This is a genomic window from Mycobacterium attenuatum, assembly GCF_900566085.1.
GTDB lineage: Bacteria > Actinomycetota > Actinomycetes > Mycobacteriales > Mycobacteriaceae > Mycobacterium > Mycobacterium attenuatum.
In genome coordinates, this window is record NZ_UPHT01000148.1 from 13,235 (window position 1) to 39,227 (window position 25,993).

A 25,993-nucleotide genomic window follows, 5' to 3' on the forward strand; every position below is an offset into this window, starting at 1 on the left:
GCTGTGGCTTAGCCCTCGACACCCGGTGCCACCCATTTCGGGTGGCCGTGCCCCACGGCGGCGCCCGGCGCGTTGTCGGCGACGATCTGGCCGTGTTCGCCGAGCACCACCAGCCGGTCGGCACCCTCGGCCGCGTCGAGCCGCTGCGAAATGACCAATGTGGTACGGCCCGCCAGCACGGTCTGCAAGGCCCGCCGCACCGCGCGTTCGCCGGGGACGTCCAGCAATGACGTGGCCTCGTCCACGATCAGCACCGCCGGCTCGGCCAGCACCGCCCGAGCCAGGGCAATGAGTTGGCGCTGGCCCGCGGACAACGGCACGCCGGTGCCGGCGACCTCGGTGCGGTATCCGTGGGGCAGCGCGGCAATGAAGTCGTCGGCTCCTACCGCGGCGGCCGCATCTCTGACCTGCGCATCGCTGGCGTCGGGCCGGCCCAACCGAATGTTGTCGGCAATCGAGCCGGAGAACAAAAAGGATTCCTGGCCGACCAGCACGACATGCCGGCGCAGCTCGGCCCGGGACAAATCTCGCAGATCGACGCCGTCCAGGGTGATCTTTCCCGACATCGGGTCGTAGAACCTGGCCAGCAGTTTGGCGACGGTGGTCTTGCCGACGCCGCACGCCCCGACCAGCGCCATCCGCTGGCCCGCCGGCACCGTCAAAGACAGTCCCGACACGACGGCGCGCCCCGGTGCGTAGCCGAAATCGACATTGTCGAAGTCGACGGTTCCCCGCACCGCACCGAGTGTTCCTGTTCCCGCATATTCGATGGCGGGCCGCCGGTGCAGCGCCGCGGCCAGCTTCTCCAGCGCCGACGTCGCAGCCTGAAAAGCGTTGAAGAAATGGGTGATCTCGTGCATCGGCTCGAAGAACATGCGCAGGTACAACAGGGAGGCCGCGAAGGTTCCGATCGTCATCTCGCCATGCAGTACCAGGCTGCCGCCGTAGAGCAGCACCATTCCGATGGTCAGGTTGCCGATCACTTTCACGCCCGGTGTGAAGACGGCCATCAACTTGAAGGACTTCTCGTTGATCACCCGGTACTGATCGGCGATGTCGTCGAACACCACCTGATTCCGCGGCTCCTGCCGGTAAGCCTGCACCGTCTTGATGCCGGCCATCGACTCGATGAACTGCATGATGACCAGCGCCGTGCTCTCCCGCACCTCGCGGTAGGTCTTCGACGATTCCGCCCGAAACCACGCCCCCAGTCCCAGCAGGATCGGAAACACCGCCAGGCAGATCAACCCCAGCTGCCAGTCGAGCACGACCAACAGAACCGCGATACCGAGCGGCGTGAGCGCCGCGGTGATCAGGCAGTCGAACCCGGCTGCAAGCATGTCCTGGACGGCCTCGACGTCGTTGGTCAGCCGGCTGACCACCCGGCCCGTCGTATAGCGGTCGTGGAAGGCGGCGTCGAGCCGCTGGAAGTGCCGGAAGACCCTGCGCCGCAGCTCCAACAGGACCGTCAGGCGGACCACGCCGGCGCGGTTGAGGAAGAACCACCGGCAGACGCCGTGCAGAAGCACGGCGCCGCACAAGGTGACGACGATGAGCAACAGCGCGCGCGCCGAGCCGCCACGCATGATCGAGGGAATCCCGTAGTCGATGCCCCGCCGGACCAGCAGTGGAACGGAAAGCCGCGCAGCGTTTTCCAGCACCGCCACCAGTAGCAGCAACCCAAGCGCCGGCGCATGCGGGCGCATCAGCGAACCCAGTAGGACGCGCGCGTCGCGGCCGTGGGCCAGGGTTTCGTCGAGGGCAGGATCGGGGCGGTGGGCGTTACGGTCGTGAGCCGACCTCGGCCGGATACCCAGCGTGGTCACGGTTGCTTCACCAATGCGCTCGTGAAAGCCGATGCCGGGCAATCGATATCGTCGAGCAGCCGGCGGTAGCGCGGCAGCTGCGCATACAACTCGGCATGCGATCCGATGTGAGTGATGGTCCCGTCCTGCAGCAACGCCACCCGGTCGGCGAGTTGCACCGTGGACACCCGACGGGCAACCACCACCGTGCTGATCCCGCGCAGCGTCCTGGGCAACACGTCAGCCGCCGGCGAGGCGTCATCGACAACCAGTAATGCCGGCGCGGCAACCAGCGCCCGCGCGATGCACAACCGCTGCCGTTGCCCGGCAGATAGCCGCATGCCCTGCTCGCCGATGCGGGTGTCGAGCCCGAATGGCAGGTCGTACACGAACTGTGCCCCGGCCAGCTCAATCGCCTCGGCCACGGTTGCGTCGTCGGCCGCCGGCCGGCCCAGTCGGATGTTCTCGGCTACCGACATCGAAAACACTGTGGGGTCCTCGAACACCGGGCAGACCAGGCCGCGCACTGCGGGCAGCGACCACTCACGGATGTCGCGGCCGTCGAGCATGATCCGGCCCTCCGAGACGTCGTAGATGCGCGACAGCAGCGCGGTCAGCAGCGACTTGCCCGACCCGGTGCAGCCGACCAGCGCCAGCGTCTCACCGGGTTCCAGGCTCAGCGTGACGTGCCGGAGCAGCCACCTGTCACCACCGGCGCCGGGAACACGGAACCCGACATCGCGCAATTCCAGCCGGCCGCGGGGCGCCGAGCCCGGAAGTTCTCCGTCTTCGATTTCAGCTGGGGCATCGAAGATCTCAGCGATACGGTTCGCCGCGGTCATCGCCTCCTGGGTCATCGACAGCAGAAAACCCATCGCGGTGACGGGCCACACCAGCGACAGCGTCATCGTGATGAACGCGGCCAGGGTGCCGATGGTGACCAGTCCGTGGCCCACCGCATAGGCGCCGAAGCCCAACAGCACGATCAGCGCCACGTTGGGGATGACCTCGAGCAGGGTCCAGAACTTCGCGGCCACCGACACCTTGCGACGGCCGACGCAGTACAGCGTCGTGATCTCCGAGTCGAACTGGTCGTATACCTGATCTTCGCGCCCGAATGCCAGCACCGCGTCGCGCCCCAGCGTCGACTCCTCGACCTGCGTTGCGACGTGGCCGGTCTGGTCCTGGACATGGCGCGACAACTGGGCGAACTCCCCCTGGTAATGCAGCACCGTGGCCACGATCGGCACGATCGAACCCAACACGACCACACCCAGCGGCCAGTACATCACCAGCAGGCATAGCGTCACCACGGTGATCTGCAGCAGGTTGAGCATCATGAACACCGCACCGAACGACAGCAAATCGCGAATTGTGGCAAGGTCGTTCATTATCCGCGACACCAATTGGCCCGACTGCCATTTCTGGTGAAACGACATCGGCAATATCTGCAGTCGCGCATGCAGGTCTCGCCGGATATCCGCTTCGACTCCCATGGTCGCGTGCGCGGTGAGCCAGCGCCGAATGAACAGCAGCCCCGCCTCGGACAGGCCCAGACCCAGCGCCGCAGTTCCGAGTACCCACAGCCCGCGTTGGTCGTGGTGGCGCACGGGTCCGTCGATGACGGCCCTGGTCATGATCGGGATACCCACCGTCGCCACCAGGCTGGCAGTCGCGGCTGTCACGATGACGATCCAGCGGGTGCGATACGGAACCAGATAACGCAACAGCCGCTGCAGATCCGTTGCGGCCCTGCGATGCTCGGGGGCCGCGGCGATGTCCGGCGCCGAACGTGTCGCGGCCCCCCGCGTGCACCTGGCTTCACCCACGACGACTTCGTCTCCCGATCCCGTTGCGAAAATGATGGCGCCACATCGAAACCGCAACGACGAATGTCGGTCGCGGCATCGAATGCCGCGGCCTGCCACCTGGTTTCGATGATGACACGCCGGCAATGCCGGGCAGTCGCGCCGTTGCCTCGAGTCCGTAACCATTCAGCCAACATTGGCGCACACCACCCGTGGGCACCGGCAGAGCGCGAAATCGCGTTGTCGCGGACGCCCCGGTCGAGTGCCTGCGGCGGTGCGGGCAGCGCGTCAATCCGCTGAGTACGGCGCGTCCCGGGCCAGGTGTACGCCTTGCCGGTACCGCATCGACTTGCGCCGAGCCGGCGGGCCTCGGCAACAATCAGGGAGTGCCTACCTGGAACATGCCGGCGCCCAGGCTTGCTGTTCGCGATCGCGCTGCGCTGCGCGCGGTGAACTTCTTCATGGCCGATATGGAAGCCGGCATGGGCCCTTTCCTGGGCGTGTTGCTGGCCGGCCGCGGCTGGAGTACGAGCGCCATCGGCGCGGTGATCACGTTAGGCGCGATCGTCGGGATGTTCACGGTGGCCCCGGCCGGGGCCTTGGTGGATGCCACCAGGCGCAAACGCGCCTGCGTCATCGTGGTCGGCTTGGCCGCTGTTGCAGCCTCGGCGGTGATCCTGACCTCGCGGAATTTCTGGGTTGTCGCCGGGGCGCAGTCGGTGATGTGCATTTCGGGAGCGACGATCGCCCCCGCGGTGATCGGGATCACGCTCGGCCTGGTCGGGCAGGGGGGGGTTCGTCAGCCAGAACGGCCGAAACCAGGCTTTCAACCATGCCGGCAGAATGGTCGGCGCCGCCGGATCCGGGCTGCTGGGGCTGCTTTTCGGCTATGCCGGCGTGTTCTGGCTGGCGGCAGGATTCGCCGTCGCCACGGTGGTGGCGGTGCTGGTGATCCCCGCCGCTCGCATCGACCATCACGTCGCCCGCGGTGCGGCCCATGAGTCGGATCAGGCCCCGGTCAAGCGGATCCGCGTGCTGCTGGAATCTCGGCCGCTGCTGGCGCTGGCTGCCGCCCTGGCGCTGTTTCACCTGGGAAACGCGGCGATGCTGCCGCTGTACGGGCTGGCTGTGGTGGCCACCCACGCCAACCCGTTCACCACGGTGGCCAGCACGGTCGTCGTCGCGCAGGCGGTCATGATCGTCGCGTCGCTGGCCGCGATGCGGATCGCGCAGAGGCGCGGCTACTGGCTGGCCATCGTGATCGCCTTCACCGCTTTGCCGATCCGCGGTCTGCTGGCCGCGGGCGTCATCACCAGCTGGGGAGTAATACCGGTGCAGATGCTCGACGGCATCGGGGCGGGCATGCTCTCGGTGGCGGTGCCGGGGCTGGTAGCCCGGATACTCGACGGCACCGGCCACGTCAACGTCGGCCAGGGCGTCATCATGGCGGCCCAGGGACTCGGGGGTGCGCTCAGCCCGCTGCTGGGCGGAGTTGTCGCCGAGGACTTCGGGTTTCCGGCGGCGTTCGCAATGCTGGGCGGGCTATCGCTGGGATCGCTGGTCATCTGGATCGGGTCCAAGGGGCTGCTGCGCCGCGTCGGGGGCACCGCCGCCGACGCTCCGGTGGTCGTCGAGATGCGTTGAACCGCCGTCGCCAGCAGGCGACCCGGCGGGTGGCGTCCCACCGCCGCGGGTGACAATCAGGCAAAATGAGCGGCATGGAGACTGGTGTGAGCTCACCTCGGGTCTTGGTGGTCGACGACGATTCCGATGTCCTGGCCTCTTTGGAACGCGGCCTGCGGCTGTCCGGGTTCGAGGTCTCGACCGCCGTCGACGGCGCCGAGGCTCTGCGCAGTGCGACCGAGACGCGCCCGGACGCGATCGTGCTCGACATCAACATGCCCGTGCTGGACGGCGTCAGCGTGGTTACGGCGCTGCGAGCCATGGACAACGACGTGCCGGTGTGCGTGCTGTCGGCACGCAGTTCGGTCGATGACCGGGTCGCCGGCTTGGAGGCCGGGGCCGACGATTACCTGGTCAAGCCGTTCGTGCTGGCCGAGCTGGTGGCGCGGGTGAAGGCGCTGCTGCGCCGGCGCGGCTCTACCGCGACGTCTTCGTCGGAAACCATCACGGTGGGCCCGCTGGAGGTGGACATCCCCGGCCGGCGCGCCCGGGTCAACGGCGTCGACGTCGACCTGACCAAGCGCGAGTTCGACCTGCTGGCGGTCCTGGCCGAGCACAAGACCGCGGTGCTGTCCCGCGCACAGTTGCTGGAGCTGGTGTGGGGCTATGACTTCGCCGCCGACACCAACGTGGTCGACGTGTTCATCGGGTACCTGCGGCGCAAGCTTGAGGCCAACGGCGGTCCCCGGCTGCTGCACACCGTGCGCGGGGTCGGCTTCGTGCTCAGGATGCAGTGAGTGAACATCCTGTCGCGGATCTTTGCCCGTACCCCTTCATTGCGGACGCGGGTGGTGGTCGCGACAGCGATCGGCGCCGCGATTCCGGTGCTCATCGTCGGCACGGTGGTCTGGGTGGGCATCACCAACGACCGCAAAGAGCGGCTGGACCGCCGCCTGGATGAGGCGGCGGGATTCGCGATCCCGTTCGTGCCGCGCGGTCTCGACGAGATTCCGCGCTCCCCCAACGACCGTGACGCCCTCATCACCGTCCGCCGTGGTGATGTGGTCAAGTCGAATTCCGACATCACCTTGCCCAAACTGCAAAAGGACTACGCCGACACCTATATCGGCGGCGTGCGCTACCGGGTGCGCACGGTCGAGATCCCCGGCCCCGAGCCGACGTCGGTAGCGGTGGGCGCGACCTATGACGCCACCATCGCCGAGACCAACAATCTGCACCGCCGGGTGCTGTTGATCTGCGGGTTCGCCATCGGTGCCGCGGCAGTGTTCGCGTGGCTGCTGGCCGTGTTCGCGGTGCGGCCGTTCAAGCAGCTGGCCGAACAAACGCGGTCGATCGACGCCGGGGATGAGGCGCCGCGGGTCGAAGTGCACGGCGCCAGCGAGGCCATCGAGATCGCCGAAGCGATGCGGGGCATGCTGCAGCGCATTTGGAACGAGCAAAACCGCACCAAAGAGGCGCTGGCGTCGGCTCGCGACTTCGCCGCGGTGTCCTCACACGAGTTGCGCACCCCGTTGACCGCGATGCGGACCAATCTCGAGGTGCTGTCCACCCTGGACCTGCCCGACGACCAACGCAAAGAAGTGCTCAACGATGTGATCCGCACCCAGTCGCGCATCGAAGCCACCCTGTCCGCGCTCGAGCGGCTGGCCCAGGGCGAACTGTCGACCTCGGACGACCACGTGCCGGTCGACATCACCGAGCTGCTCGACCGCGCCGCCCATGACGCGATGCGCATCTACCCGGACCTCGACGTCTCCCTGGTGCCGTCGCCGACCTGCATCATCGTCGGGTTGCCGGCCGGGTTGCGCCTGGCCGTGGACAACGCCATCGCCAACGCCGTCAAGCACGGCGGCGCCACCCGCGTGCAGCTATCGGCGGTCAGTTCGCGCGCCGGCGTCGAGATCGCCATCGACGACAACGGCAGCGGCATACCCGAAGAAGAACGCCAGGTGGTGTTCGAACGGTTCTCCCGAGGATCGACGGCTTCGCATTCGGGGTCGGGACTGGGACTGGCACTGGTGGCGCAGCAGGCCCAGCTGCACGGCGGGACCGCGTCGCTGCACGACAGCCCACTCGGCGGCGCGCGGCTACTGCTCAAGCTGCCCGGCCCGAGCTAACCGAGCGCCGGTTTCACTCGCGTCGGGCGCTCTTGCGCCATGGCGTGAAAAACGCTCGTGCCGCGGCGCCCTCGTCCTGGAACCAGACCTGGGCCGCGGTCGCGTCGTAGTCGGGATCCTCCGGGGTGTAATAGAGCCTGGTATCCGTTCGGCCCTTGACCAGCCATCCCGGCGGTCCGCTGCCGTCGGCGTCGGCCCGCGCGGAGCCCGGGCCGTAAGGGGCAAACCGCGTCGGGGTTTGCGGCGCAGCTTCCCTGGTGACCGCGGTCTGCTCGGCCGAAGATTCTCCAACAGGCGGCGCCGCAGGGACTTTCCCGGCTGTGATCTCTTGCGTTGCAGTCTTTTCCGCATCGGCGGTGTCGGATCGCGGCACCTTCTTGGCGGCCGGGACCTTCGTCGCCGGTGCGCCTTTGCCCGCGCCGGACTTCTTCGGCCGCGTCCCGGCGACAGTGGCCTGCGTCGCCTGCTGCCGCGGCAAAGTGCGCGGCTTATGTTGCGGTTGTTGGCTTTTGACCGGCCCCACCATCATCATGAAGGTCAATAGCAGGCCGAGGGCGAAGGACAGGCCCACCAGCCACCAGTGCAGATGGCCCGTCACGGCGCTGCCCCGGTCTCATGCTCGTGGACTTCGGCCGGGTCTTGGTGGTCCTGGCCGCCGGGCCTGATCAAGGCGGTGGCGATCACCCAGGCCAGAGCCGAACCAGCCACGAAGGCAGCCAGGTAGTACAACCACTGGATCACGAAAGCCACGCTCGATTCTCCTTAGCTGACCACGATTTCGACGCGGCGATTCTTGGCGCGACCCTCGGGTGTGTCGTTGCCGGCTATGGGATTGGCCGAACCGAAGCCCTTGGCGGTGATGTGATCGCGGGCAAAACCTTGGGCAGCCAGGAAGTCGGCGACGGTAGTGGCTCGCTGCACGCTCAACGGAAAGTTGATGCCCTCGCCGCCGCTGTTGTCGGAGTATCCGTTGACGGCTACGCGTGCGTCCGGACAGGCTTTGAGCCTGGCGGCGACCTGAGTCAGAGCCTGATTGTCGGCGGGGGTCAGGCTGACCCCGTCGTCCTTGAAGGCAATAGCCCCGCCCGTCAAGGCATTGATGGCCGCCGGCAGATCGGCACACGGTCCGGGTGCGCCGGAGCCGGGCGGCGGAGCGGCCCCAGGCGTCGGCGGCGGTGGCCTGACCTCGATCTTGTTCACGACATTGGCTCCGGGCCAGGCGGTCTTGGCCGCGCGTTGCACCGCATCTTTCTGGTCAGGCGACGCAGCGGTTCCCGACAGCGTCACGGTGTCCCTCTCGACTTTGACGCTGAAGTCCGGAATAGCCGCGCTGGCGGTGAAAACCGGTTCTGCGCTTGAGAAGTCGAGGGCGCGCACCAGGGGATCGATACGAATTTGGTCGATGACGGTGACACCCGGAGTCAGCACACCCTTGAGCGCCGCCAGCAGCGCCGCCTTGGCATTATCGTCGGGAAAGTCGCCGATAAGTGTAATAGTGTTGCCGCTGCGGCTAATTGAGAGCAGCGACCAGGACGCGTCGGAAACGCTGGGCGTGCTGCTGGCGGTCGTCAGGGTGGGCAGCTCACCGGTCGGGGCGGTGACGGACGTGGGTCGCTCGAATGCGCCGTATCCGATTGCCGCTATCAGCAACGGGATAACCACCAGCGCGATCACCCAGGCGGCGCCGAGCGGATGCCGGTGGAGTCTGCGCTTGTGGGCGGGTGCGGGCGCCGCGTCTGAGACCGGCTGGGTACCCGCCATTGCCCTGCCTCTCGTCGTTGAAAAGTTGTCGTACCGCCCTCAGGCGATATGCAGCCTACCGACTGTGCAGCGGCGAAACCGTCAATGTCAGGCACACTGGAGCAATGGCCAACGGGAGGAAACCAACGGACAGCGAGACCCTGGCGCATATCCGCGACCTGGTCGCTGAGGAGAAGACGCTGCGTACGCGGCTGCAGCACGGCGACGTCGCCGAGTCCGACGAGCATCAGCAACTGCGCCGCATCGAAATCGAACTCGACCAATGCTGGGACCTGTTGCGGCAGCGACGGGCACTGCGGGAAACCGGTGGTGACCCGCGCGAAGCCAAGGTGCGCCCCGGCGGCCAAGTCGAGTGCTACCTCAGCTAGCACTCAGCTAGCATCGATCCGGGCTGCCTGTCGACACCACCATGCAGGAATACGATGTCATCGTCATCGGCGGCGGTCACAACGGCCTGGTCGCGGCCGCTTACCTGGCCCGAGCGGGGCTTGCGGTGCGCTTGCTCGAGCGGCTGCCGCACGTCGGTGGGGCCGCGGTGTCGGCGCAGGCCTTCGATGGCGTCGACGTCCGGCTATCGCGCTATTCGTACCTGGTCAGCCTGCTGCCGTCGCGAATTGTCGACGATCTGGGCGCCGCCGTGCGGTTGGCCCGTCGACCGTTTTCGTCGTATACCCCTGACCCGGCGACCGCGGGGCGGTCCGGTCTGCTCGTCGAGCCGAACGGCGCGGGCACGTTCGCGGCGATCGGCGCCGCGGCTGACGAACGCGGCTTCGCGGCCTTCTACCGCCGGTGCCGGCTGGTGACCGAACGGCTGTGGCCGACGCTGACCGAACCGCTGCGTACCCGCGAGCAGTTGCGCCGCCGGGTCGTGGAACACTCCGGCCGCGCCGCGGCGACGGCTTGGCGGGCCATGATCGACGAGCCGATCGGACACGCCATTACCGGGGCGGTGGCTGACGACCTGGTCCGCGGGGTGATCGCGACCGACGCGCTGATCGGCACCTTCGCCCGGCTGGACGACCCGTCGCTGACGCAGAACATCTGCTTCCTGTACCACGTGCTGGGTGGGGGTACCGGCGACTGGGACGTCCCGGTCGGCGGCATGGGCTCGGTGACTTCGGCCCTGGCCGCGGCGGCCACCAGAAATGGTGCTGGAATAGTCACTGGCGCAGAGGTTTTCGCGCTTGAACCGACCGGGGAGGTGCGCTACCGCGCGGGCGGCGACGAGCATACGGCCCGGGGCCGCTTCGTGCTGGCCGGCGTCACGCCGGCGGTGCTCGCCAACCTCCTCGGCGAGCCGGAGCCCAGACTGACGCCGGGTGCACAGGTCAAGGTCAACATGGTGGTGCGCCGACTACCCCGGTTGCGCGACGCCCGCGTCGCACCGGAGCAAGCGTTTGCCGGGACCTTGCATGTCAACGAAACCTGGACCCAGCTAGACACCGCGTATGCCCGCGCAGCCGCCGGCCGGTTGCCGGAGCCGTTGCCGTGCGAGGCGTACTGCCATTCGCTGACCGACTCCAGCATCCTGTCGGACCGGTTGAGAGAGGCGGGAGCGCACACCATGACGGTGTTCGGCTTGCAGACTCCGCACTCGCTGTGTTCGGACGGGGTCCGGGCTCAGCTGACGCGTTCGGTGCTGGACTCGCTGAATTCGGTTCTGGCCGAACCTATTCAAGACGTCTTGTTGTCCGACGCAGGTGGCCGGCCGTGCATCGAGACCACGACCACCGCGGACCTGCAGCGGACCCTGCTCATGACCGGGGGCAACATCTTCCACGGCGCCCTGTCGTGGCCGTTCGCCGAGGACGACGAGCCGCTCGACACCCCGGCCCGGCAATGGGGGGTGGCCACCGACCACGAACGGATCATGCTGTGCGGTTCGGGAGCCCGCCGAGGCGGAGCGGTATCGGGCATCGGCGGGCACAATGCCGCGATGGCGGTGCTGGCCAGCCTCTAACCGCGAGCAGCCGCAAAAGCACCCTATTTCGAGCCGAAATGGGTGCTTTTGCGGCTGTTCGCCCTATGGGCTAGCGCCCGTCGATCGCGACGTAATCGCGTTCGGTGTAACCGGTGTAGATCTGGCGCGGACGGCCGATCTTGCTGTCGCCCTCATCGTGCATCTCGCGCCAGTGCGCGATCCACCCAGGCAGCCGGCCCAGCGCGAACAGCACGGTGAACATCCGGGTCGGAAATCCGAGGGCGCGATAAATCAGGCCGGTGTAGAAGTCGACGTTCGGGTAGAGCTTGCGCTCGATGAAGTAGTCGTCGGTCAGCGCGGCCTCTTCAAGTTCTTTGGCGATGCCCAGCAGTGAGTCGTCGCCGCCGAGCTTGGACAGGATCTTGTCGGCTTGTTCCTTGACAATTCGCGCGCGGGGGTCGTAGTTCTTGTAGACGCGGTGGCCGAAGCCCATCAGTTTGACGCCGGCTTCGCGGTTCTTTACCTTGCGGACGAATTCACCCACGTCGTCGCCGCTCTCGCGAATCTGCTCGAGCATTTCCAGCACCGCTTGGTTGGCGCCGCCGTGCAGCGGGCCCCACAATGCGTTGATCCCGCCGGAAATCGAGGTAAACAAGTTGGCGCGCGACGAGCCCACCAGCCGCACCGTCGATGTCGAACAGTTCTGCTCGTGGTCGGCGTGCAAGATGAACAGCATGTCCAGCGCGCGCACCACCTCGGGGTCGGCCTGGTAGGGCTCGGCGGGGAAGCCGAAGGTCATCCGCAGGAAGTTCTCCACCAGCGTCAGCGAGTTGTCCGGGTAAAGGAACGGCTGGCCGACAGACTTCTTGTAGGCGTATGCCGCGATGGTCGGGAGTTTGGCCAGCAAGCGAATCGTCGACAGCTCGACCTGCCGGCTGTCCATCGGGTCCAGCGCATCCTGGTAGTACGCCGAGAGCGCGTTGACCACGCTGGACAACACCGGCATGGGATGGGCGTTGCGCGGGAAGCCGTCGAAGAACCGCTTGAGGTCCTCGTGCAGCATGGTGTGCCGTTGGATGCGCCCGGTGAACTCGGCAAGCTGGTCCGGGGTGGGCAATTCTCCGTAGATGAGCAGGTAGGAAACCTCGATGAAGGTCGACTTCTCCGCCAGCTGGTCAATCGGGTAGCCGCGGTAACGCAGAATGCCCGCGTCTCCATCAATGTAGGTAATGGAGCTCTTGCAGGCGGCGGTGTTGACGAAGCCGACGTCAAATGTCGTGTGTCCCGTCTTAGCGAGCAGCGGACCGAGCGCAATACCGTCCGCACCTTCGGTGGCATGGACGACCTGCAGGTCGATCTCGCCCCCCGGGTACTTCAGTGTTGCGGTGTCGTCGGTGTCGGCCACGAGAACCCCTTTGCGCTCTGGCTGATATGGCTGCTCCATGTGGTGCGTATAGGTGAAGGTAGTCGTTGACACGACGGTGCGCCTGCCCGGGGTCGAATCTGCTGGTCTTGCGGTGCTTGTCAGGTCACTGAGGGCATGCCCCGGGATGCTGCTGCGGCGTCGAGTGTGGGCCCATGGCGTCGAGCGTGCGGTGGCGGCGTCGAGCGTGCGGTGGCGGCGTCGAGCGTGCACCCATGGCGTCGAGCGTGCGCTCCGGGCGAGCCCGAGGCCCTTGGTGCCACCGTGAGCTCACATTCAAAGCCACAATTGCACAGTCGGAGCACACTCGGAGCACCTTCGGATGACGGCGGCTTGATATGGGAACTGTTCGCCCCCCCACAGTCTCGCCACTGCCCGCCGTCGAGCGATCTCGCCGGGGCGCGGCGCGGTAGCGTGCCCATCGACTCCCATTAGGGCTGTGGACGCTTGACACGACCGCCGGTGACGCGGATCTTGTTGTACAGCAAGCCTTCTCGGCCATGCCAGAATTTCACCACCGCAGCAGCAACGCCGTAACAACCCCTTGGTCGAGTCGCAGCTCGTGAAAAGGTGATCCCCGTCACGTCTACACCGTTGCGCTGCACCGATCGGCTGACCGGCCGACCCGCCGCAAGGGTGGCCACGACCATCGCATTGGCTCGACGACTCCGGCGCATTCAGCATCGTATCGGCATCGAGGTCGAGACTTCCGTCCCTGTCCGACAGACCCATACTGCGCAGACATCCCAGGTAGATCGCCTGTGATCGCGCCGAAGCAACGGGCGTTGCTACCAGCCGGTAGCGTCCGCCGGGAAGTGGGGTGCGAGAATTTTGCCTATGACTGTGGTCCCGGAAGATTTTGTCCCTGGTCTTGACGGCGTGGTGGCCTTCACCACTGAAATTGCCGAACCGGATAAGGACGGTGGCGCCTTGCGCTATCGGGGTGTCGATATCGAAGATCTGGTGAGTCAACGGGTCACCTTCGGCGACGTGTGGGCGCTACTGGTGGACGGCGAATTCGGCCACGGTCTGCCACCCGCGGAGCCGTTCCCGTTGCCCATCCACACCGGCGACGTGCGGGTCGATGTCCAGGCGGGACTGGCAATGCTGGCCCCCATCTGGGGATACGCGCCATTGCTCGATATCGACGATCGCACCGCCCGCGAACAGCTGGCGCGGGCATCGGTGATGGCACTGTCCTATGTCGCGCAATCCGCGCGCGGCATTTACCAGCCGGCTGTGCCGCAACGAGTCATCGACGAATGCTCCACGGTCACAGCGCGTTTCATGACCAGATGGCAAGGCGAGCCGGACCCCAGACATGTAGAAGCCATCGACGCCTACTGGGTGTCGGCCGCAGAGCACGGCATGAACGCCTCGACGTTCACCGCACGCGTGATCGCCTCCACCGGTGCAGATGTCGCAGCAGCGCTGTCCGGGGCGATCGGCGCAATGAGTGGACCGCTGCACGGCGGGGCACCGGCCCGGGTCCTGCCCATGCTCGAAGAAGTCGAGCGCAGCGGCGATGCACGTGGCCTGGTCAAGAAGATCTTGGATCGTGGCGACAAGCTGATGGGCTTCGGGCACCGGGTCTACCGCGCCGAGGACCCGCGGGCGCGGGTGCTGCGAGCAACGGCCCAGCGGTTGGGCGCGCCGCGTCATGAAGTTGCCATGGCGCTGGAGCAGGCCGCGCTGGACGAGCTGCGGGAACGCCGGCCGGACCGGGCGATCGAGACCAACGTCGAGTTCTGGGCCGCCGTCATCCTGGACTTCGCTCGGGTGCCGGCCAACATGATGCCGGCGATGTTCACCTGCGGACGTACCGCGGGCTGGTGTGCGCACATCCTGGAGCAGAAGCGCCTCGGCAAGCTGGTCCGGCCGTCGGCCATCTATGTCGGGCCTGGTCCGCGGAGTCCGGAATCCGTCGCAGGGTGGGACCAGGTGCTCACTAGCGCCTGATTCGAGGCCTGATTCGAGCGAACAACGCCCTTAGGCGCGCGGCCCTCCCCGGGTTACAGCTGCCGGTCCTAGCTGGCCGGCGGCGGATTGACGCCTAGGGACCCACATTGTCCGCGGTGTACTGAAAGGTCACCATGGGCGGGCTGTGATCCGACAACGGCTGACCGTTGGAGTTGAAGAACTTTGGCGCCTCGTTGCTGTAGGCCATCGCCGTCAGCGTCACTCCCTGACCGCTTCGGTAGAAGATTTTGTCCAGCAACTCGCACTCGTTACCGACCATGCACGTGGGCGCGAAGGGCGGGCTGGTGGGACCGCCCTGCACCTGGACCCACGCATCGGTCAGCGAGTTGTTCGAGGCGAATTGCAGAAGCGCACTTTGGTCGTCGGAATACAGGGCGTTGAAGTCGCCCGTGACGATGACGGCACGGCCGGCGGAGTTCTGCTGGATGTAGGTCGTGATCTGATCGAGGTTGGCGTTCGTCAACACGCCTCCTCCGGTATTGGTATGCAGGTTGTAGAGGTCGATCGTTTCACCGCCCGGAAGCTGCAGCTGGCTGTAACTGAATCCTTTGGCGGTGAGGCAGTTGTCGGCATTGCACTGCCACCAGGTCTGCCGGTCGAGCCGTTTCACCTTGAACTGGGCGAGCGTATTGAGTCCGTCGGAGAAAGGCACCCCGACAGGCCAGAGCAGCGTGGGCGGGCTGGGCGGTGTCTGGCTAGGCATATTGGATTTCTTGACCAGGAAATCGTGGTAGGCGAAGTCCTCCTGGACGTTGGCGACGTAGTACGAATTGAGCCGCTGCCCAATCTGTTTGGTGTACAGAAAGCGCGGCAGAACTGCACTGGACAGCGGAAACGGCAGCCCGGCGATGTTGTAGGTCAGCATGCTGAAGCCGCCGGTGATCGTCGTGGTGGGGATGCCACCCACGAATACGGTCACGGTGGCGACGTCGTCGTGCCCATGGAACGGACCCAAATATCCCGCCAGACCGTGCACATGCAGGCTGGTGTCGTCACTGACGGCGACGGTGAAGGTGTCGTTGCCGACGAAACCCGGATCTGCCGTGTAGACGAAGCTGGCAGTTTGTTGGTTGACGTTGACAACACCGTGCTGCGGTCCGCCGGGAGTACTACGCGGGTTGACCTTGAAGGTCATTCTGTTGCCATCGGGATCGAAGGCCGTGAACGGGACGGGACCCGTGCTGCCGTTCACCGGAATGCTGACTTGCTGCGGGGTGGCCACCGGGGTGCGGTTGAAGATGACGGGCACGACCCCGTTGCGGATCGCGGCCAGGAAATCGATCACCGCGTTGACCACGTCGTCGGGAATGCTGGCGGGGTCGACCGGTTGCGCGACGGCGCCGGGCAGGGCCGCACCCGGGACAGCAGCCGCCGCACCCGGCATCTCAGACACCGCACCCGGCACCGCAGCCGCCCCACCCGGCACCGCGGCCGCCGCACCCGGGACCGCGGCCACCGCGGTGTTCGACCCCGCTGGCGGCGACGGCACCTCTGCCCACTCGCCGCTCGCGGAACCCGGATCCGTTGGCGCGGCATAGCCGACCATGGGACTGGCCGGCGCGGTCACAGCCAGCAGCACGGCCGTGATCGCCCCTACACCGCCGATACGCCTGACATGGCCCATGACTTCTCCTTGCGCATCCACTCGTGATCCGCTGATTGTTAAACTGTCACTGGATAATTCGGGTACTTGTCATCGCTTGCGTTAGCGTCACATTCAGTAAATGCAGGGCCGGCCGTCTCGTCCAGGACTGAGGTAATCAGGTCTAGCGTTGCGCACCCGGCGTCGGGAGTATTTGACCCAAGGCGCGAATGCCGAGCGAAGTTTGCCGCGCTGTGAGAGCCATTGTCAATATCCGACTTTGGGTTAGCTGATCTAATCGCCCCCGGCGTATCCCGCCAGCGTTTTCAATGAGTTTCCGAGTGTAGGCAAGACCACCATCCGAACCCGGGCGCGTACGCGGCACCTCGCATGGCAGTACCTGCGCAACCGCCCGGCCGGTGATCGCCAGCGCCCAGACCGCGTCACCGCTCCTCGGATGACCCTCTAGAAGGTCACCAAAACGCTGACGCACATTCAACTAAACGCATTGAAATGCAAAGGAATTACGCGGTGTATCGACAGCGCGAATTCACCGTGCAGGCCAACCTGCCACTCACCAGCCCGGCGCTCAGCCGCGATGGTGACATCAATGACTCCATGTCATTAAAATGTTATGTGTAACAACGAATGTCGTGCAGAATCAACAACGCACCAGCCGTGCAAAGAAAATAGTTATCGCCAGCCCCCACCGATCGCGTGACCGGCTGTCAGCGGCTTCGCGATCTCGAAGTGAACTGAGATAAGTTGTAGCATACTCGGTTTCACCGCTATCAAACAGCTTGGATGCGGTTGTTGAGCGCCAGTTTCCGTTGTCGCCGGCAACACTGCGAACACATGGCTTTGGTTGGGCGATTCGTGGTGGCCACCCGCCGCCGGCGCAACTCTTGCGTCGACCATCGGCCGCCAGCCGGCTGGTCGCTCACAAAGACGCCGTAGGGCCGGCGATCGGCAACCACGGCAAGGCTCGTGGTGTCGTTGGGCCGACATCGTGATGAAGAAGCATTCGTGTCGAAACCGAAAGGCACCCGTGTCGAGACCCGATAGTGCTCATCCTGAAACCAAAAGTATTCGCATTCAACAGTACCCGCATCCCAACAAGCGGGTACCGGTTCGGATGCTTGTCCGCCCGACGATGGTCATCGAGGCGACAACCGCGGCGCTCCTCGACGTCGTCGCCGCGGTTCAGCTGCTCGAGCAGGCGCGGATATTCGGCCCCTCCCCACTGGTCAACCGCGGCGCAGGGGCGACTCTTGTTGTCCCACACCGCCTCCGAGCACGGATCAGGCCGGCAATGCGAGCCCCTGCTGCGACCCGGCCGGCTTCTGATATGTGCCAAACAGCTTGTCGCCATATGTCATCACCACGGACAAGTTGGTGGGACGCCGCTCGGAATGATGCAGTTCGTGACCCGACGCGGCCGGCAACAACCAGCGGGGATAGAACGTGATGTCGTATCCGCTATGCGTTATCACCATGGCGGTGGTGTTGGCCACTGCATAGGCGACTACGACCAGCGGATGCGCGCCGACCAGCAGTGGCGGAACGTACAGGCACAACATCACCATCAGACCTTCGACGGGATGCACGACGAAGTTGGTCCAGATGGTCAACGGCGACTGCACACGGTGGTGCACGTAGTGGACCTTCTCGAACACGAAGCGGCTGCCATGTTCTAGCCGGTGCCACCAGTAGGTCAGAAATTCGCCGATCACCATGAAGCATAGGAGTTGGGTGACAAAAGCCGGCAACGTCGGCGCAGCAGCGGGGACGGTGGCCGTCCAGACGTGGAACGTGGCGTGCAGCACCAACAGCAAGGCTGCCGCGCCAACGTATGTCGACATGATGCGAACCCCGAGCTTTGCCGCTGCTCGAGCCGAGATCCGTTGGTAGATAGCGACATCGGCTATCGAAAAGCTGATCCCGGTCAACAACACGACCGCGATGACGACGGGCAGAAAATACAATGGAAATTCGAAGAAGCCGACGCCCAGCAGGCTCAATAACCCATCCCAGATCGGCTGCAAAGGCGATGCCTGGCTCATGGTCTGCTCCTAGTTGTGGTCGGTACTGCCGGTCAATAAGCGCCGCGCGGCCGTCCGCAGCTCCTCAATGCATTGCTCGACGCTGATGTCACCGACACCCATCAATGCCAGATCGGCGAAAAAGACCCGTCCAAGCAACGTCATTGACGGATCAAGAGACGCCGGCACGTCATCGACCGCCCCCGCTAACAGCGCCCGAAACATCTCGCGCACGCCCAGGCGAAACTCGTCGGCAACAGTGCCCTGTGCCAACACCGATGCCATGGTGGCGCGGACCATGGCTAAATCCGAAGCCGCTTCGTGAACGACTTGCTCGATCGCGACGTCGATGGCGTTCGCCGGCTCCCCCACCGCCTCGACGATCTGCGGCAGGCGCGCCGCAACCTCATGGCCCCAGGCTAGCGCGGCCTCACAGACCACATGTTCCTTGGACGCGAAGTATCGGTAGGTAGTCGCCCTCGACACTCCGGCTGTCTTGGCCATCATCTCCATGCCCACGGCCTCATGACCGTGCTCGCGGATCAGCTGTCGCGCGGCCTGCAGCAGCCGTGCGCGTACTTCCTGCTGGCGTGCGTCCATCGTGCGATGGATAGTCAATCGGGTGGCGTGCACGCGAGCATCCTTACGCCAGAAGGGTCAGTGATACTGATGTTGATACAGCTGTATCACTATCTGTAGACACAGATATATCAGGTTTCAGTGACAGATCGCAAGAGCCGGCCCGAATTGCGGCGCAGCCGTCGGCCGCGCGTGTGCTTCCTACCGCCTCACGGCCAGCGCCGGCTCTGAAGCCCGGTGAAAACCCGGCGAAAACCCCAATGAATACCCGATATAAGCCCGATGAAAAATGCCGCCGCGCCAGGTCAGTACCGGGGAGCCCGCACGGGCGAAACCAACTATCCAAAGGAGCGAAAGTGGCAATCCACGTGGAACCCGCGTTGTCCCCCCATCTCGTCGTCGACGACGCCGCCGCGGCGATCGACTTCTACGTCAGGGCCTTCGACGCCGTCGAGCTGGGTCGCGTACCAAGCCCCGATGGCAAGCTCGTCCACGCTGCGCTGCGCATCAACGGGTTCATGGTGATGCTCAACGACGACTTCCCGGAGACCTGCGGTGGCAAGTCGACGACACCGAGGTCGCTGGGCGGAACCCCGGTCACCATCCATCTGACCGTCACCGATGTCGATGCCAAGTTCCAGCGGGCAGTGGACGCCGGCGCCACCGTCGTGCTGCCCTTGGCGGACCAGTTCTGGGGCGATCGATACGGTCTGGTCGCCGACCCGTTCGGTCACCACTGGTCATTCGGGCAACCCGTACGGGAGCTCAGCATGGCCGAGATTCAAGAAGCCATGTCCGCGCAGGCAACCAGCTAGTTCACGCCAGCTCGCGCAACCGCGTCAGCAGGCGCCGTCGCAGCGGCGGCGCCTGCTGGGCGACGGTCGCCGCCGCGAGCATGTCGCTGACGTCGGTGAACTTGTTGCGCGGACGACCATCGTGGCTACCGCGAACCACCTCGGCGGCATCGATGGCACGCCATCCCGCGGCGTCGATCACGTCGGGCTGATGCGCGGCCACCAGCTGGTCCAGCGCGGCCGGCCGGCCCCCAGGCTCGGTGAGCTTGCCCGCATTGAAGTCGGCCACCAGCGCCTGAACAGTTTGCCAGGAGCAGGACTTGTTGGTGCCGATGAAGCCGGTCGGCCCGCGCTTGCTCCAGCCCGCGACATACGCGCCCGGCACCGGCTGACCGGTATCCGGATTGACCACCCGGCCCCCGTCGTTGGGCACGACGGCCGCCTCCTCGTCGAATGGCAGATCACCAATCCGCTTGCCGCGGTAGCCGATTGACGTCAGCACCAGGCCTGCGTCAAGTCGGCGCACCGCATCGGTGCCGGTGACGGAGAACTCGACGCCGACGGCCCGCTCGGCTCCCAGGACCCGCCGGGGCGTCAGCTGATACGCCAGCCGAATTCGGGGGCCCGACGCCTGGGCAGCCCCTTCGCCCAGGGTACTCAAGACCTCCAGCTTGGCCTTGGTCAACGGCGTTGAAGCCGCTGAAGCCGCTGCCAAGTCCTCGCGGACCCGCGTGTGGTCGTCGCGGTCGAGCACCACATCGGATGCGGCGGTGAGTCCGATCAGCTCGGGCAGAGTGAACGCCGAGTGAGCAGGTCCGCGGCGGGCAGCGATCACCACCTCACGGACCGCTGAGCCGCGCAGCGCCTGTAGCGCATGGTCGGCGATGTCGGTTCGGGCCAGCTGGTCCGTGCCGGCGGTCAGGACCCGGGCCACGTCGAGGGCGACATTGCCGTTGCCGATGATCACCACCCGTTCGTGGTCGAGATCTACTGGAAGATCAGCGAATTCGGGATGCCCGTTTATCCACGCGACCAACTCGGTGGCGGTACCCGTGCCAGGTAGCCCCATCCCGTCGATGTCGAGGCGACGGTCGTCGGGCGCGCCGACCGCATACACCACGGCGTGGTGGTGGGCCAACAGATCGGCGTGCGTGAGGTGCTTGCCGATCTCGACATTCAGATAGAAGTGGAACCGGTCGTGGCTGGCGACCCGATCAAACAGTGCCGTAACCCTTTTGGTGTTCGGGTGATCCGGCGCTACCCCGGCGCGCACCAGGCCGTAGGGCGTGGGAAGCTTCTCAAAGACGTTGACCCGCACACCGGGCTGAACCAGCAGCTCGTCAGCGGCGTACATCGCCGCGGGCCCGGAACCGACAATGGCGACGGTCAGCGGACGACGGCGTGCACGCACCTCGGCGGCCGGGATCACCGGGGCCAGTTTGGACGTCGGCGGCAGCTTCGCGTCCGTAGGCCGCTTCGGATAGTACGAGGCATTGATCTCGACGAACGGCAGTTGCGGCGATTCCAGCCTGCTGTCTGGCGCGATGGCGCCAACCGGACAGGCGCTCACGCAGGCGCCACAGTCCACACACGCCACCGGATCGATATACAGCATCTCCGACGTCGCAAAGCCCGGCTCGTCAGGCGAGGGGTGGATGCAATTGACCGGGCACGCGAAGACGCATGACGCGTCATTGCAGCACGATTGGGTAATAACGTGCGGCATAAGTATTTACGCGGCCGGCACGGTGGCCAGATGCTGACGTTGCGGCTCGCTGCGGTAGCGCGACGGCTCACCGTTGATCTTGCACATCCGCCACATGAGCCGGGCCAGGCGACTTTCCATCAGTCCGGTGTCGTAAGCCAGCATTCGCACATCGGCGAACATGTCGCGCAACCACTTCCGCGACTCCGGCGACCGGAAGAACAGATCCTTCTTCACCTCGTGCGGTATATCGAATTCCTCCCAGAACGCCTTGGGCGGCACAACGATTGCGTTGCACAGCATCCGCATGGTCAGCGGGAAGTACAGCGACGCCCAGAATCGTTGTCTCTTGGTCAACTGTGGCAACCGCTTACGCAGAAATTCGTGCGCGAACGAGATGTGGCGGGCTTCCTCGGCCACATGAATCGACATCACCCGTTCCATGATCGGATGCAGCGCCTTGCCCTCGCGCAACACATTCTTCTGGGTGTGGTCAATTGGCTCCTCGCCAGCGAGCACCCCGATGAAGAACGCCACCGGCAAGGGGCCGGCCACCAGCGGGATGAACGGAGAAACCCAGCGCAGCCGCCGCGGCATGCCCGGAACGTCAGCGCCGACGCGGTTGATCATCTCCTGGAACATCATGGTGTGGTTGCACTCTTCAACCGACTCGTGCAGGCAGTACCGATATTCCGGCGACCCGTTGGGCATCCAGAACGTGTAGTTCATCAGGCCGCGGATCAGGATGGACTCGAAGTGCAGACCGACCTTCGCCACGTTGGCCTGGCGCCACATGCCGATCTTGATCTTGCGCTCGTCGGGCTGCGCCAGATACCAGGGGTGGCGGCCCAGGGGGTCCGTCGTCGGCAGAATCCACCGGGGATCGTCGGCGGTGACCGCGAACTCAGCCGACTCCCAGTCGATGTCGGTGTACGGGTTGAAGTTTCGCCGCACCGACCCTTCGGACAGTGTGGCGAGCATTGCCACGTACTCGGTGTCGTCCCGGACCTCCATGTTGCGTCGCCAACGGCGAACCATGCGCGTCTTGTCCACTGCGAAGCCTCCCCAATGAGGTCTGGTGTCGAGATTTACCTTCGGACGTCTGATAAATACGGTACCGCTGGTACCGGGAATTATCCAGACTTGCCCGAGGGCTGTGGCTCGGCCCGATTGGCCACTGGAGTGTGGCGTAGCGCACACCGCACGGCGTGCCGTCGCGTTATTCGGCCCGTGTGGTCGCCGGTCCGCCACCGCATCACTACCCTGATTGCCATGGCCGACCAGCTCACGACTGCCCTCGAAATTCCTGCTGACCTCAAACCCCGCGACGGGCGCTTCGGATCGGGCCCGTCCAAGGTGCGGCCCGAGCAATTGCAGGCGCTGACCACCACCGCGGCGGCATTATTCGGCACCTCGCACCGGCAGTCGCCGGTCAAGAATCTGGTAGGCCGGGTCCGCACCGGCCTGGCCGAGCTGTTCTCCCTGCCCGACGGTTACGAGGCGATTCTGGGCAACGGCGGCGCGACCGCGTTTTGGGACGCCGCCGCGTTCGGGCTGATCGACAAGCGCTCCTTGCATCTGACCTACGGCGAGTTCAGCTCGAAGTTCGCCTCAGCGGTCGCCAAGAACCCGTTTGTGGGTGACCCGATCATCATCAAGGCCGACCCGGGCGGTGCACCGCAGCCGCAGGCCGACCCGTCGGTGGACGTGATCGCCTGGGCTCACAACGAAACATCGACCGGGGTGGCGGTGCCGGTGCGACGTCCCGCCGACTCGGGCGACGCACTGATCGTCATCGACGCCACCTCCGGAGCCGGCGGCCTGCCAGTCGACATCACCGAGGTCGACACCTATTACTTCGCGCCGCAGAAGAACTTCGCCAGCGACGGTGGCCTGTGGCTGGCGCTGATGAGCCCGGCGGCGCTGGCCCGGGTCGAGACGATCGCGGCCTCGGGGCGCTGGGTTCCGGACTTTTTGTCGCTGCCGATAGCGATCGAAAACAGCCTGAAAAATCAGACATACAACACACCGGCCATCGGCACGCTGGCACTGCTGGCCGAACAACTCGACTGGCTGCTGGCCAACGGCGGGCTGGATTGGGCCGTCAAGCGGACGGCGGACTCCTCGCAGCGGCTGTACTCCTGGGCACAGGAGCGGCCGTACACCACGCCGTTCGTCACCGATCCGGAGCTGCGCTCCCAAGTGGTGGGCACGATCGACTTCGTCGACGACGTGGACGCCGCGGCCGTGGCCAAGACCTTGCGGGCCAACGGCATCGTGGACACCGAGCCGTACCGCAAGCTGGGCCGCAACCAATTGCGGGTGGCGATGTTTCCAGCCGTCGAACCCGATGACGTCAGCGCCCTCACCCGATGCATCGACTGGGTGGTCGAGCGGCTTTAGCCAGCTCGTTATCAGCCCGCAACCATCCCGCGTGTCAGCGCGGATTGGCGGGTTCGCTGCATTAAAGTGCGCACCTAACAGGTCCGGTGCGCAGCTGCACGGAGCCTGCGAGGAGAAGCCATGCGGGAACTCAAACTGGTTGGGCTGGATGCCGACGGCAAATACCTCATCTGCGAGGGCGCCAAACCGGCCGAAACATTCAAGCTGGCCGCCGACGATCGACTGCGGGCGGTCTTGAGCGGCCATACGGTACACCCCGTTCAACCGCACCTGGACATGGAAATAACGAATATGTTGAGCCCCAAAGAAATTCAGGCCAGGATCCGCGCCGGAGCATCGGTGGAGCAGGTGGCCGCCGCGTCGGGCTCCGACCTGGCACGCATCCAGCGGTTCGCCCACCCGGTATTGCTGGAGCGGTCGCGCGCCGCCGAGCTGGCAACGGCCGCGCACCCGATGCTGGCCGACGGGCCTGCGGTAATGACTCTGCTCGAAACCGTCACCGCCGCGCTGCTGACGCGTGGTCTGAGCCCCGAGAAACTCAGCTGGGACGCCTGGCGCAACGAAGACGGCCGCTGGACGGTGCAGCTTGCGTGGCAGGCCGGCCGGTCCGACAACCTCGCGCATTTCCGCTTCACTCCCGGCGCGCACGGCGGCATCGTCGCCGCGATCGACGACGCGGCCAGTGAGCTGATCGACCCGGACTTCAAACCTCGACAGCTGGCTCCGGTGGCCCACCTCGCCTTCGACGAGCCCGCGAAGCCGGCACCCACCTCGGCGGGGGAACTACCAGCTGGCCATCGCCGCGGCAAGCCGGTCATCCCGGCCTGGGAGGATGTCCTGCTCGGGGTGCGCTCCGGCGGGCAGCGCTAAGCTCGCGTTAAGTCGACGTTGAAGAAGCGAGCAGCTACGCATAGCGCGGTCGCGGCGAACGTAAACGCACGCCGAGCGGATGAAGGCGCTGACTCCGGCCGAACTTGACGTCGTGCGGTCGTTCACCGAAGGGCTGGGCAAAAGACATCGCAACCCGGCTCTGCGTGTCAGCGTGGACCCTGCAAGCGCGTGGCCCACCTCTACGCCAAGTCGGGCCTCAGCTCTCGGGTTCAGCTCGCCCAAGAAGCGGCCCAGCGCGCATGGCTGTTCAAGTTCTGTCTCCGCGGATCGTTTCTTGCATCGTCCCTCCTTGCCGCCAAGCTCGCGCTCGGCGTGTTAAACCAAGATCAGATCCACCGTTTCTTCCTCAGACCCGCCGTTCATAACTCTTGTTTATGAAACGATTTGTGATGTTGATTGGAAAGAGAAAGCGAAATTCTCTATGGTAATAACTCGCTGCGAGGTCAGATGTTTTCGGCGATGTTGAATGGTACCGTGATGTTTCGATCAGTTAGTCATGATCTGGCATGTGGTGTAATGGAATTTTACGCCGCATCCCGGCCAAACATCGCGGCGCCGTTAGATTGGTCAGGATCAGGACCGCCAGCGCGGCTTAGGATCAAAAATCTTTGTCACAGCTGTTTCGCTTAACCGAAGTCGCTGTGTCCCTCTGTTTGTTGTGTTGATCGATTATACGCGGCCTTGGCTAAACTTTCATTCCTCAATAATGAAGGGAATCATTCGTGGCGCGACTTTCCCAAAATCCCATCTTCACGCGCAGCGTTAATACTGCTGAATCTCACTTGGCCGACGCCGCAGGGCGGACCACCCAGGCGCAGCGCCGCACCCGCGCTGCTGCTATTGCACTCGGGGCACTGGCTCTGACCGGCACCATAACCCACACCGCAACCGACAACGAAGACGCCAGCGACCCAGCCCTCAGCTTCGGCAGGCTCGCCATAACCTTGACTGCCCACGATGGATTAAAACTCGAAACCTGCGCCAGCGGTAACGCCACCGGCAGTCCAAACAATGAAAATACCACCAGCAGCGCCAACAACGAGAACACCAACGGCGGCTCCGAAAATAGTTCACATCAGTCCAGCTACGCCGCTAATTCCGATGAGATTCAGGATTCCGTCAACAATCAAGGCGACGTCAACAATCAAGGCGACGTCAACAATCAAGGCGACGTCAACAATCAAGGCGACGTCAACAATCAAGGCGACGTCAACAATCAAGGCGACTATGTTGACGGTACAGTAATTATCGATATTACAGATTATCTAAGCCCGGCGACTGACGCTAACGGTCAATGGCGCCCCCGGATACTACCGCAATACCCTTTCGACTTCAATTATAGCGATTGACTTCAAACACGACGACGGCGATGACAAATGAACTGCCCGGGGCGGGGGCCTACCGTCAAGCGTATTAATTGTCTGGGCCGCGGCGTCCGAGGGGCTGGAATGCAGCGAAGGTGGGGCGTCAGCCGAGAGGGCGCGTCGTACCATCAGCCCTTATGTGCAATAACGGCAATCTTGGTCTTTGCGCGTGGC

The 25,993-nt window shown here is 65.0% G+C and carries 21 protein-coding genes and 1 pseudogene; 11 read left to right on the plus strand and 11 right to left on the minus strand.

The window, feature by feature from the left end:
- Nucleotides 1-8: 8 nt before the first annotated feature.
- Together EET13_RS23320 and EET13_RS23325 are read right to left on the minus strand one after the other, a co-directional pair.
- Nucleotides 9-1,826, minus strand: a complete 1,818-nt coding sequence (locus tag EET13_RS23320; protein WP_425294267.1) for an ABC transporter ATP-binding protein — start codon at nt 1,824-1,826, stop codon at nt 9-11.
- Nucleotides 1,823-3,634 carry an ABC transporter ATP-binding protein gene (locus EET13_RS23325; protein WP_244604071.1) on the minus strand — a complete coding sequence of 604 codons (1,812 nt, stop codon included), beginning with the start codon at nt 3,632-3,634 and terminating at the stop codon, nt 1,823-1,825. Before EET13_RS23325 ends, EET13_RS23320 begins: the two co-directional genes overlap by 4 nt.
- A gap of 461 nt (nt 3,635-4,095) precedes the next feature.
- Here EET13_RS23325 and EET13_RS32630 point away from each other — a divergent pair.
- From EET13_RS32630 to prrB, 4 genes and pseudogenes are all read left to right on the plus strand, one after another.
- Nucleotides 4,096-4,335: pseudogene (locus EET13_RS32630) on the plus strand (MFS transporter); the annotation flags it as partial.
- 121 nt (nt 4,336-4,456) lie between these two features.
- A complete protein-coding gene (locus EET13_RS31900) occupies nt 4,457-5,257 on the plus strand; it encodes an MFS transporter (protein ID WP_244604073.1) in 801 nt (266 codons plus the stop codon).
- A 65-nt stretch (nt 5,258-5,322) separates the two neighbouring features.
- Nucleotides 5,323-6,033: a two-component system response regulator PrrA gene (gene prrA, locus EET13_RS23335; RefSeq protein WP_023367425.1), complete on the plus strand. Its 711-nt coding sequence runs from the start codon at nt 5,323-5,325 to the stop codon at nt 6,031-6,033.
- Nucleotides 6,034-7,374 carry a two-component system sensor histidine kinase PrrB gene (prrB, locus tag EET13_RS23340; RefSeq protein ID WP_122444488.1) on the plus strand — a complete coding sequence of 447 codons (1,341 nt, stop codon included), beginning with the start codon at nt 6,034-6,036 and terminating at the stop codon, nt 7,372-7,374.
- A 13-nt stretch (nt 7,375-7,387) separates the two neighbouring features.
- Here the strand turns inward: prrB and arfC are convergent, their stop codons facing one another.
- The 3 genes from arfC to arfA are packed head-to-tail and all read right to left on the minus strand — an operon-like array spanning nt 7,388 to nt 9,135.
- Complete coding sequence (arfC, locus tag EET13_RS23345) at nt 7,388-7,972, minus strand: channel accessory protein ArfC, sunset domain variant (RefSeq protein ID WP_122444489.1); 585 nt, start codon at nt 7,970-7,972, stop codon at nt 7,388-7,390.
- Nucleotides 7,969-8,124: a channel accessory protein ArfB gene (arfB, locus tag EET13_RS30575; RefSeq protein ID WP_168990870.1), complete on the minus strand. Its 156-nt coding sequence runs from the start codon at nt 8,122-8,124 to the stop codon at nt 7,969-7,971. Before arfB ends, arfC begins: the two co-directional genes overlap by 4 nt.
- Before the next feature lie 12 nt (nt 8,125-8,136).
- Nucleotides 8,137-9,135 carry a channel-forming protein ArfA/OmpATb gene (gene arfA / locus EET13_RS23350; protein ID WP_122444490.1) on the minus strand — a complete coding sequence of 333 codons (999 nt, stop codon included), beginning with the start codon at nt 9,133-9,135 and terminating at the stop codon, nt 8,137-8,139.
- A 104-nt stretch (nt 9,136-9,239) separates the two neighbouring features.
- Between arfA and EET13_RS23355 the strand changes: the two genes are divergently transcribed.
- Together EET13_RS23355 and EET13_RS23360 are read left to right on the plus strand one after the other, a co-directional pair.
- Nucleotides 9,240-9,503 carry a DUF2630 family protein gene (locus EET13_RS23355; protein ID WP_122444491.1) on the plus strand — a complete coding sequence of 88 codons (264 nt, stop codon included), beginning with the start codon at nt 9,240-9,242 and terminating at the stop codon, nt 9,501-9,503.
- Nucleotides 9,504-9,544: 41 nt separating this feature from the next.
- Entirely contained in the window at nt 9,545-11,095 is a 1,551-nt protein-coding gene (locus tag EET13_RS23360) for a phytoene desaturase family protein (RefSeq protein WP_122444492.1), read from the plus strand.
- 70 nt (nt 11,096-11,165) lie between these two features.
- Here the strand turns inward: EET13_RS23360 and EET13_RS23365 are convergent, their stop codons facing one another.
- Nucleotides 11,166-12,461 (minus strand): citrate synthase, encoded by a 1,296-nt coding sequence (locus EET13_RS23365; RefSeq protein ID WP_036405182.1) that lies wholly within the window; start codon nt 12,459-12,461, stop codon nt 11,166-11,168.
- 855 nt (nt 12,462-13,316) lie between these two features.
- Between EET13_RS23365 and EET13_RS23375 the strand changes: the two genes are divergently transcribed.
- On the plus strand, nt 13,317-14,438 hold the full coding sequence (locus EET13_RS23375) for a citrate synthase 2 (RefSeq protein WP_122444493.1): 1,122 nt from the start codon (nt 13,317-13,319) through the stop codon (nt 14,436-14,438).
- Between the two features lie 94 nt (nt 14,439-14,532).
- On the opposite strand, the gene EET13_RS23380 is transcribed toward EET13_RS23375, so the two are convergent.
- From EET13_RS23380 to EET13_RS23390, 3 genes are all read right to left on the minus strand, one after another.
- On the minus strand, nt 14,533-16,083 hold the full coding sequence (locus EET13_RS23380) for an Ig-like domain-containing protein (RefSeq protein ID WP_122444494.1): 1,551 nt from the start codon (nt 16,081-16,083) through the stop codon (nt 14,533-14,535).
- A gap of 1,259 nt (nt 16,084-17,342) precedes the next feature.
- Nucleotides 17,343-18,104 (minus strand): sterol desaturase family protein, encoded by a 762-nt coding sequence (locus tag EET13_RS23385; protein ID WP_122444495.1) that lies wholly within the window; start codon nt 18,102-18,104, stop codon nt 17,343-17,345.
- Between the two features lie 9 nt (nt 18,105-18,113).
- Nucleotides 18,114-18,683 carry a TetR/AcrR family transcriptional regulator gene (locus EET13_RS23390; RefSeq protein WP_122444496.1) on the minus strand — a complete coding sequence of 190 codons (570 nt, stop codon included), beginning with the start codon at nt 18,681-18,683 and terminating at the stop codon, nt 18,114-18,116.
- Between the two features lie 335 nt (nt 18,684-19,018).
- On the opposite strand from EET13_RS23390, the gene EET13_RS23395 reads away from it, so the two are divergent.
- The gene (locus EET13_RS23395) at nt 19,019-19,477 is read left to right on the plus strand and encodes a VOC family protein (RefSeq protein WP_122444497.1); all 459 of its coding nucleotides are present in this window, start codon (nt 19,019-19,021) and stop codon (nt 19,475-19,477) included.
- Nucleotide 19,478: 1 nt separating this feature from the next.
- Here the strand turns inward: EET13_RS23395 and EET13_RS23400 are convergent, their stop codons facing one another.
- Entirely contained in the window at nt 19,479-21,182 is a 1,704-nt protein-coding gene (locus tag EET13_RS23400) for an FAD-dependent oxidoreductase (protein WP_122444498.1), read from the minus strand.
- A 6-nt stretch (nt 21,183-21,188) separates the two neighbouring features.
- Nucleotides 21,189-22,214: an AurF N-oxygenase family protein gene (locus EET13_RS23405; RefSeq protein WP_122444499.1), complete on the minus strand. Its 1,026-nt coding sequence runs from the start codon at nt 22,212-22,214 to the stop codon at nt 21,189-21,191.
- Nucleotides 22,215-22,433: 219 nt separating this feature from the next.
- Here EET13_RS23405 and serC point away from each other — a divergent pair, with 219 nt between their 5' ends.
- The 3 genes from serC to EET13_RS23420 all read left to right on the plus strand — a co-directional run bounded on the left by serC (nt 22,434) and on the right by EET13_RS23420 (nt 25,804).
- The gene (serC, locus tag EET13_RS23410; protein ID WP_122444551.1) at nt 22,434-23,564 is read left to right on the plus strand and encodes a phosphoserine transaminase; all 1,131 of its coding nucleotides are present in this window, start codon (nt 22,434-22,436) and stop codon (nt 23,562-23,564) included.
- A 120-nt stretch (nt 23,565-23,684) separates the two neighbouring features.
- Nucleotides 23,685-24,434, plus strand: coding sequence for a septation protein SepH (gene sepH / locus EET13_RS23415; protein ID WP_122444500.1), 750 nt, complete (start codon nt 23,685-23,687; stop codon nt 24,432-24,434).
- A gap of 743 nt (nt 24,435-25,177) precedes the next feature.
- Nucleotides 25,178-25,804, plus strand: coding sequence for a hypothetical protein (locus EET13_RS23420; RefSeq protein ID WP_136623236.1), 627 nt, complete (start codon nt 25,178-25,180; stop codon nt 25,802-25,804).
- Nucleotides 25,805-25,993: the final 189 nt, after the last annotated feature.

Coding starts and splice junctions, on each gene's coding strand:
- EET13_RS31900 (WP_244604073.1), top strand. CDS start 4,457: ATGGTCGGCGCCGCCGGATCCGGGCTGCTGGGGCTGCTTTTCGGCTAT.
- prrA (WP_023367425.1), top strand. CDS start 5,323: ATGAGCGGCATGGAGACTGGTGTGAGCTCACCTCGGGTCTTGGTGGTC.
- arfA (WP_122444490.1), bottom strand. CDS start 9,135: ATGGCGGGTACCCAGCCGGTCTCAGACGCGGCGCCCGCACCCGCCCAC.
- EET13_RS23355 (WP_122444491.1), top strand. CDS start 9,240: ATGGCCAACGGGAGGAAACCAACGGACAGCGAGACCCTGGCGCATATC.
- EET13_RS23360 (WP_122444492.1), top strand. CDS start 9,545: ATGCAGGAATACGATGTCATCGTCATCGGCGGCGGTCACAACGGCCTG.
- EET13_RS23375 (WP_122444493.1), top strand. CDS start 13,317: ATGACTGTGGTCCCGGAAGATTTTGTCCCTGGTCTTGACGGCGTGGTG.
- EET13_RS23380 (WP_122444494.1), bottom strand. CDS start 16,083: ATGGGCCATGTCAGGCGTATCGGCGGTGTAGGGGCGATCACGGCCGTG.
- EET13_RS23385 (WP_122444495.1), bottom strand. CDS start 18,104: ATGAGCCAGGCATCGCCTTTGCAGCCGATCTGGGATGGGTTATTGAGC.
- EET13_RS23390 (WP_122444496.1), bottom strand. CDS start 18,683: ATGGACGCACGCCAGCAGGAAGTACGCGCACGGCTGCTGCAGGCCGCG.
- EET13_RS23400 (WP_122444498.1), bottom strand. CDS start 21,182: ATGCCGCACGTTATTACCCAATCGTGCTGCAATGACGCGTCATGCGTC.
- serC (WP_122444551.1), top strand. CDS start 22,434: ATGGCCGACCAGCTCACGACTGCCCTCGAAATTCCTGCTGACCTCAAA.
- sepH (WP_122444500.1), top strand. CDS start 23,685: ATGCGGGAACTCAAACTGGTTGGGCTGGATGCCGACGGCAAATACCTC.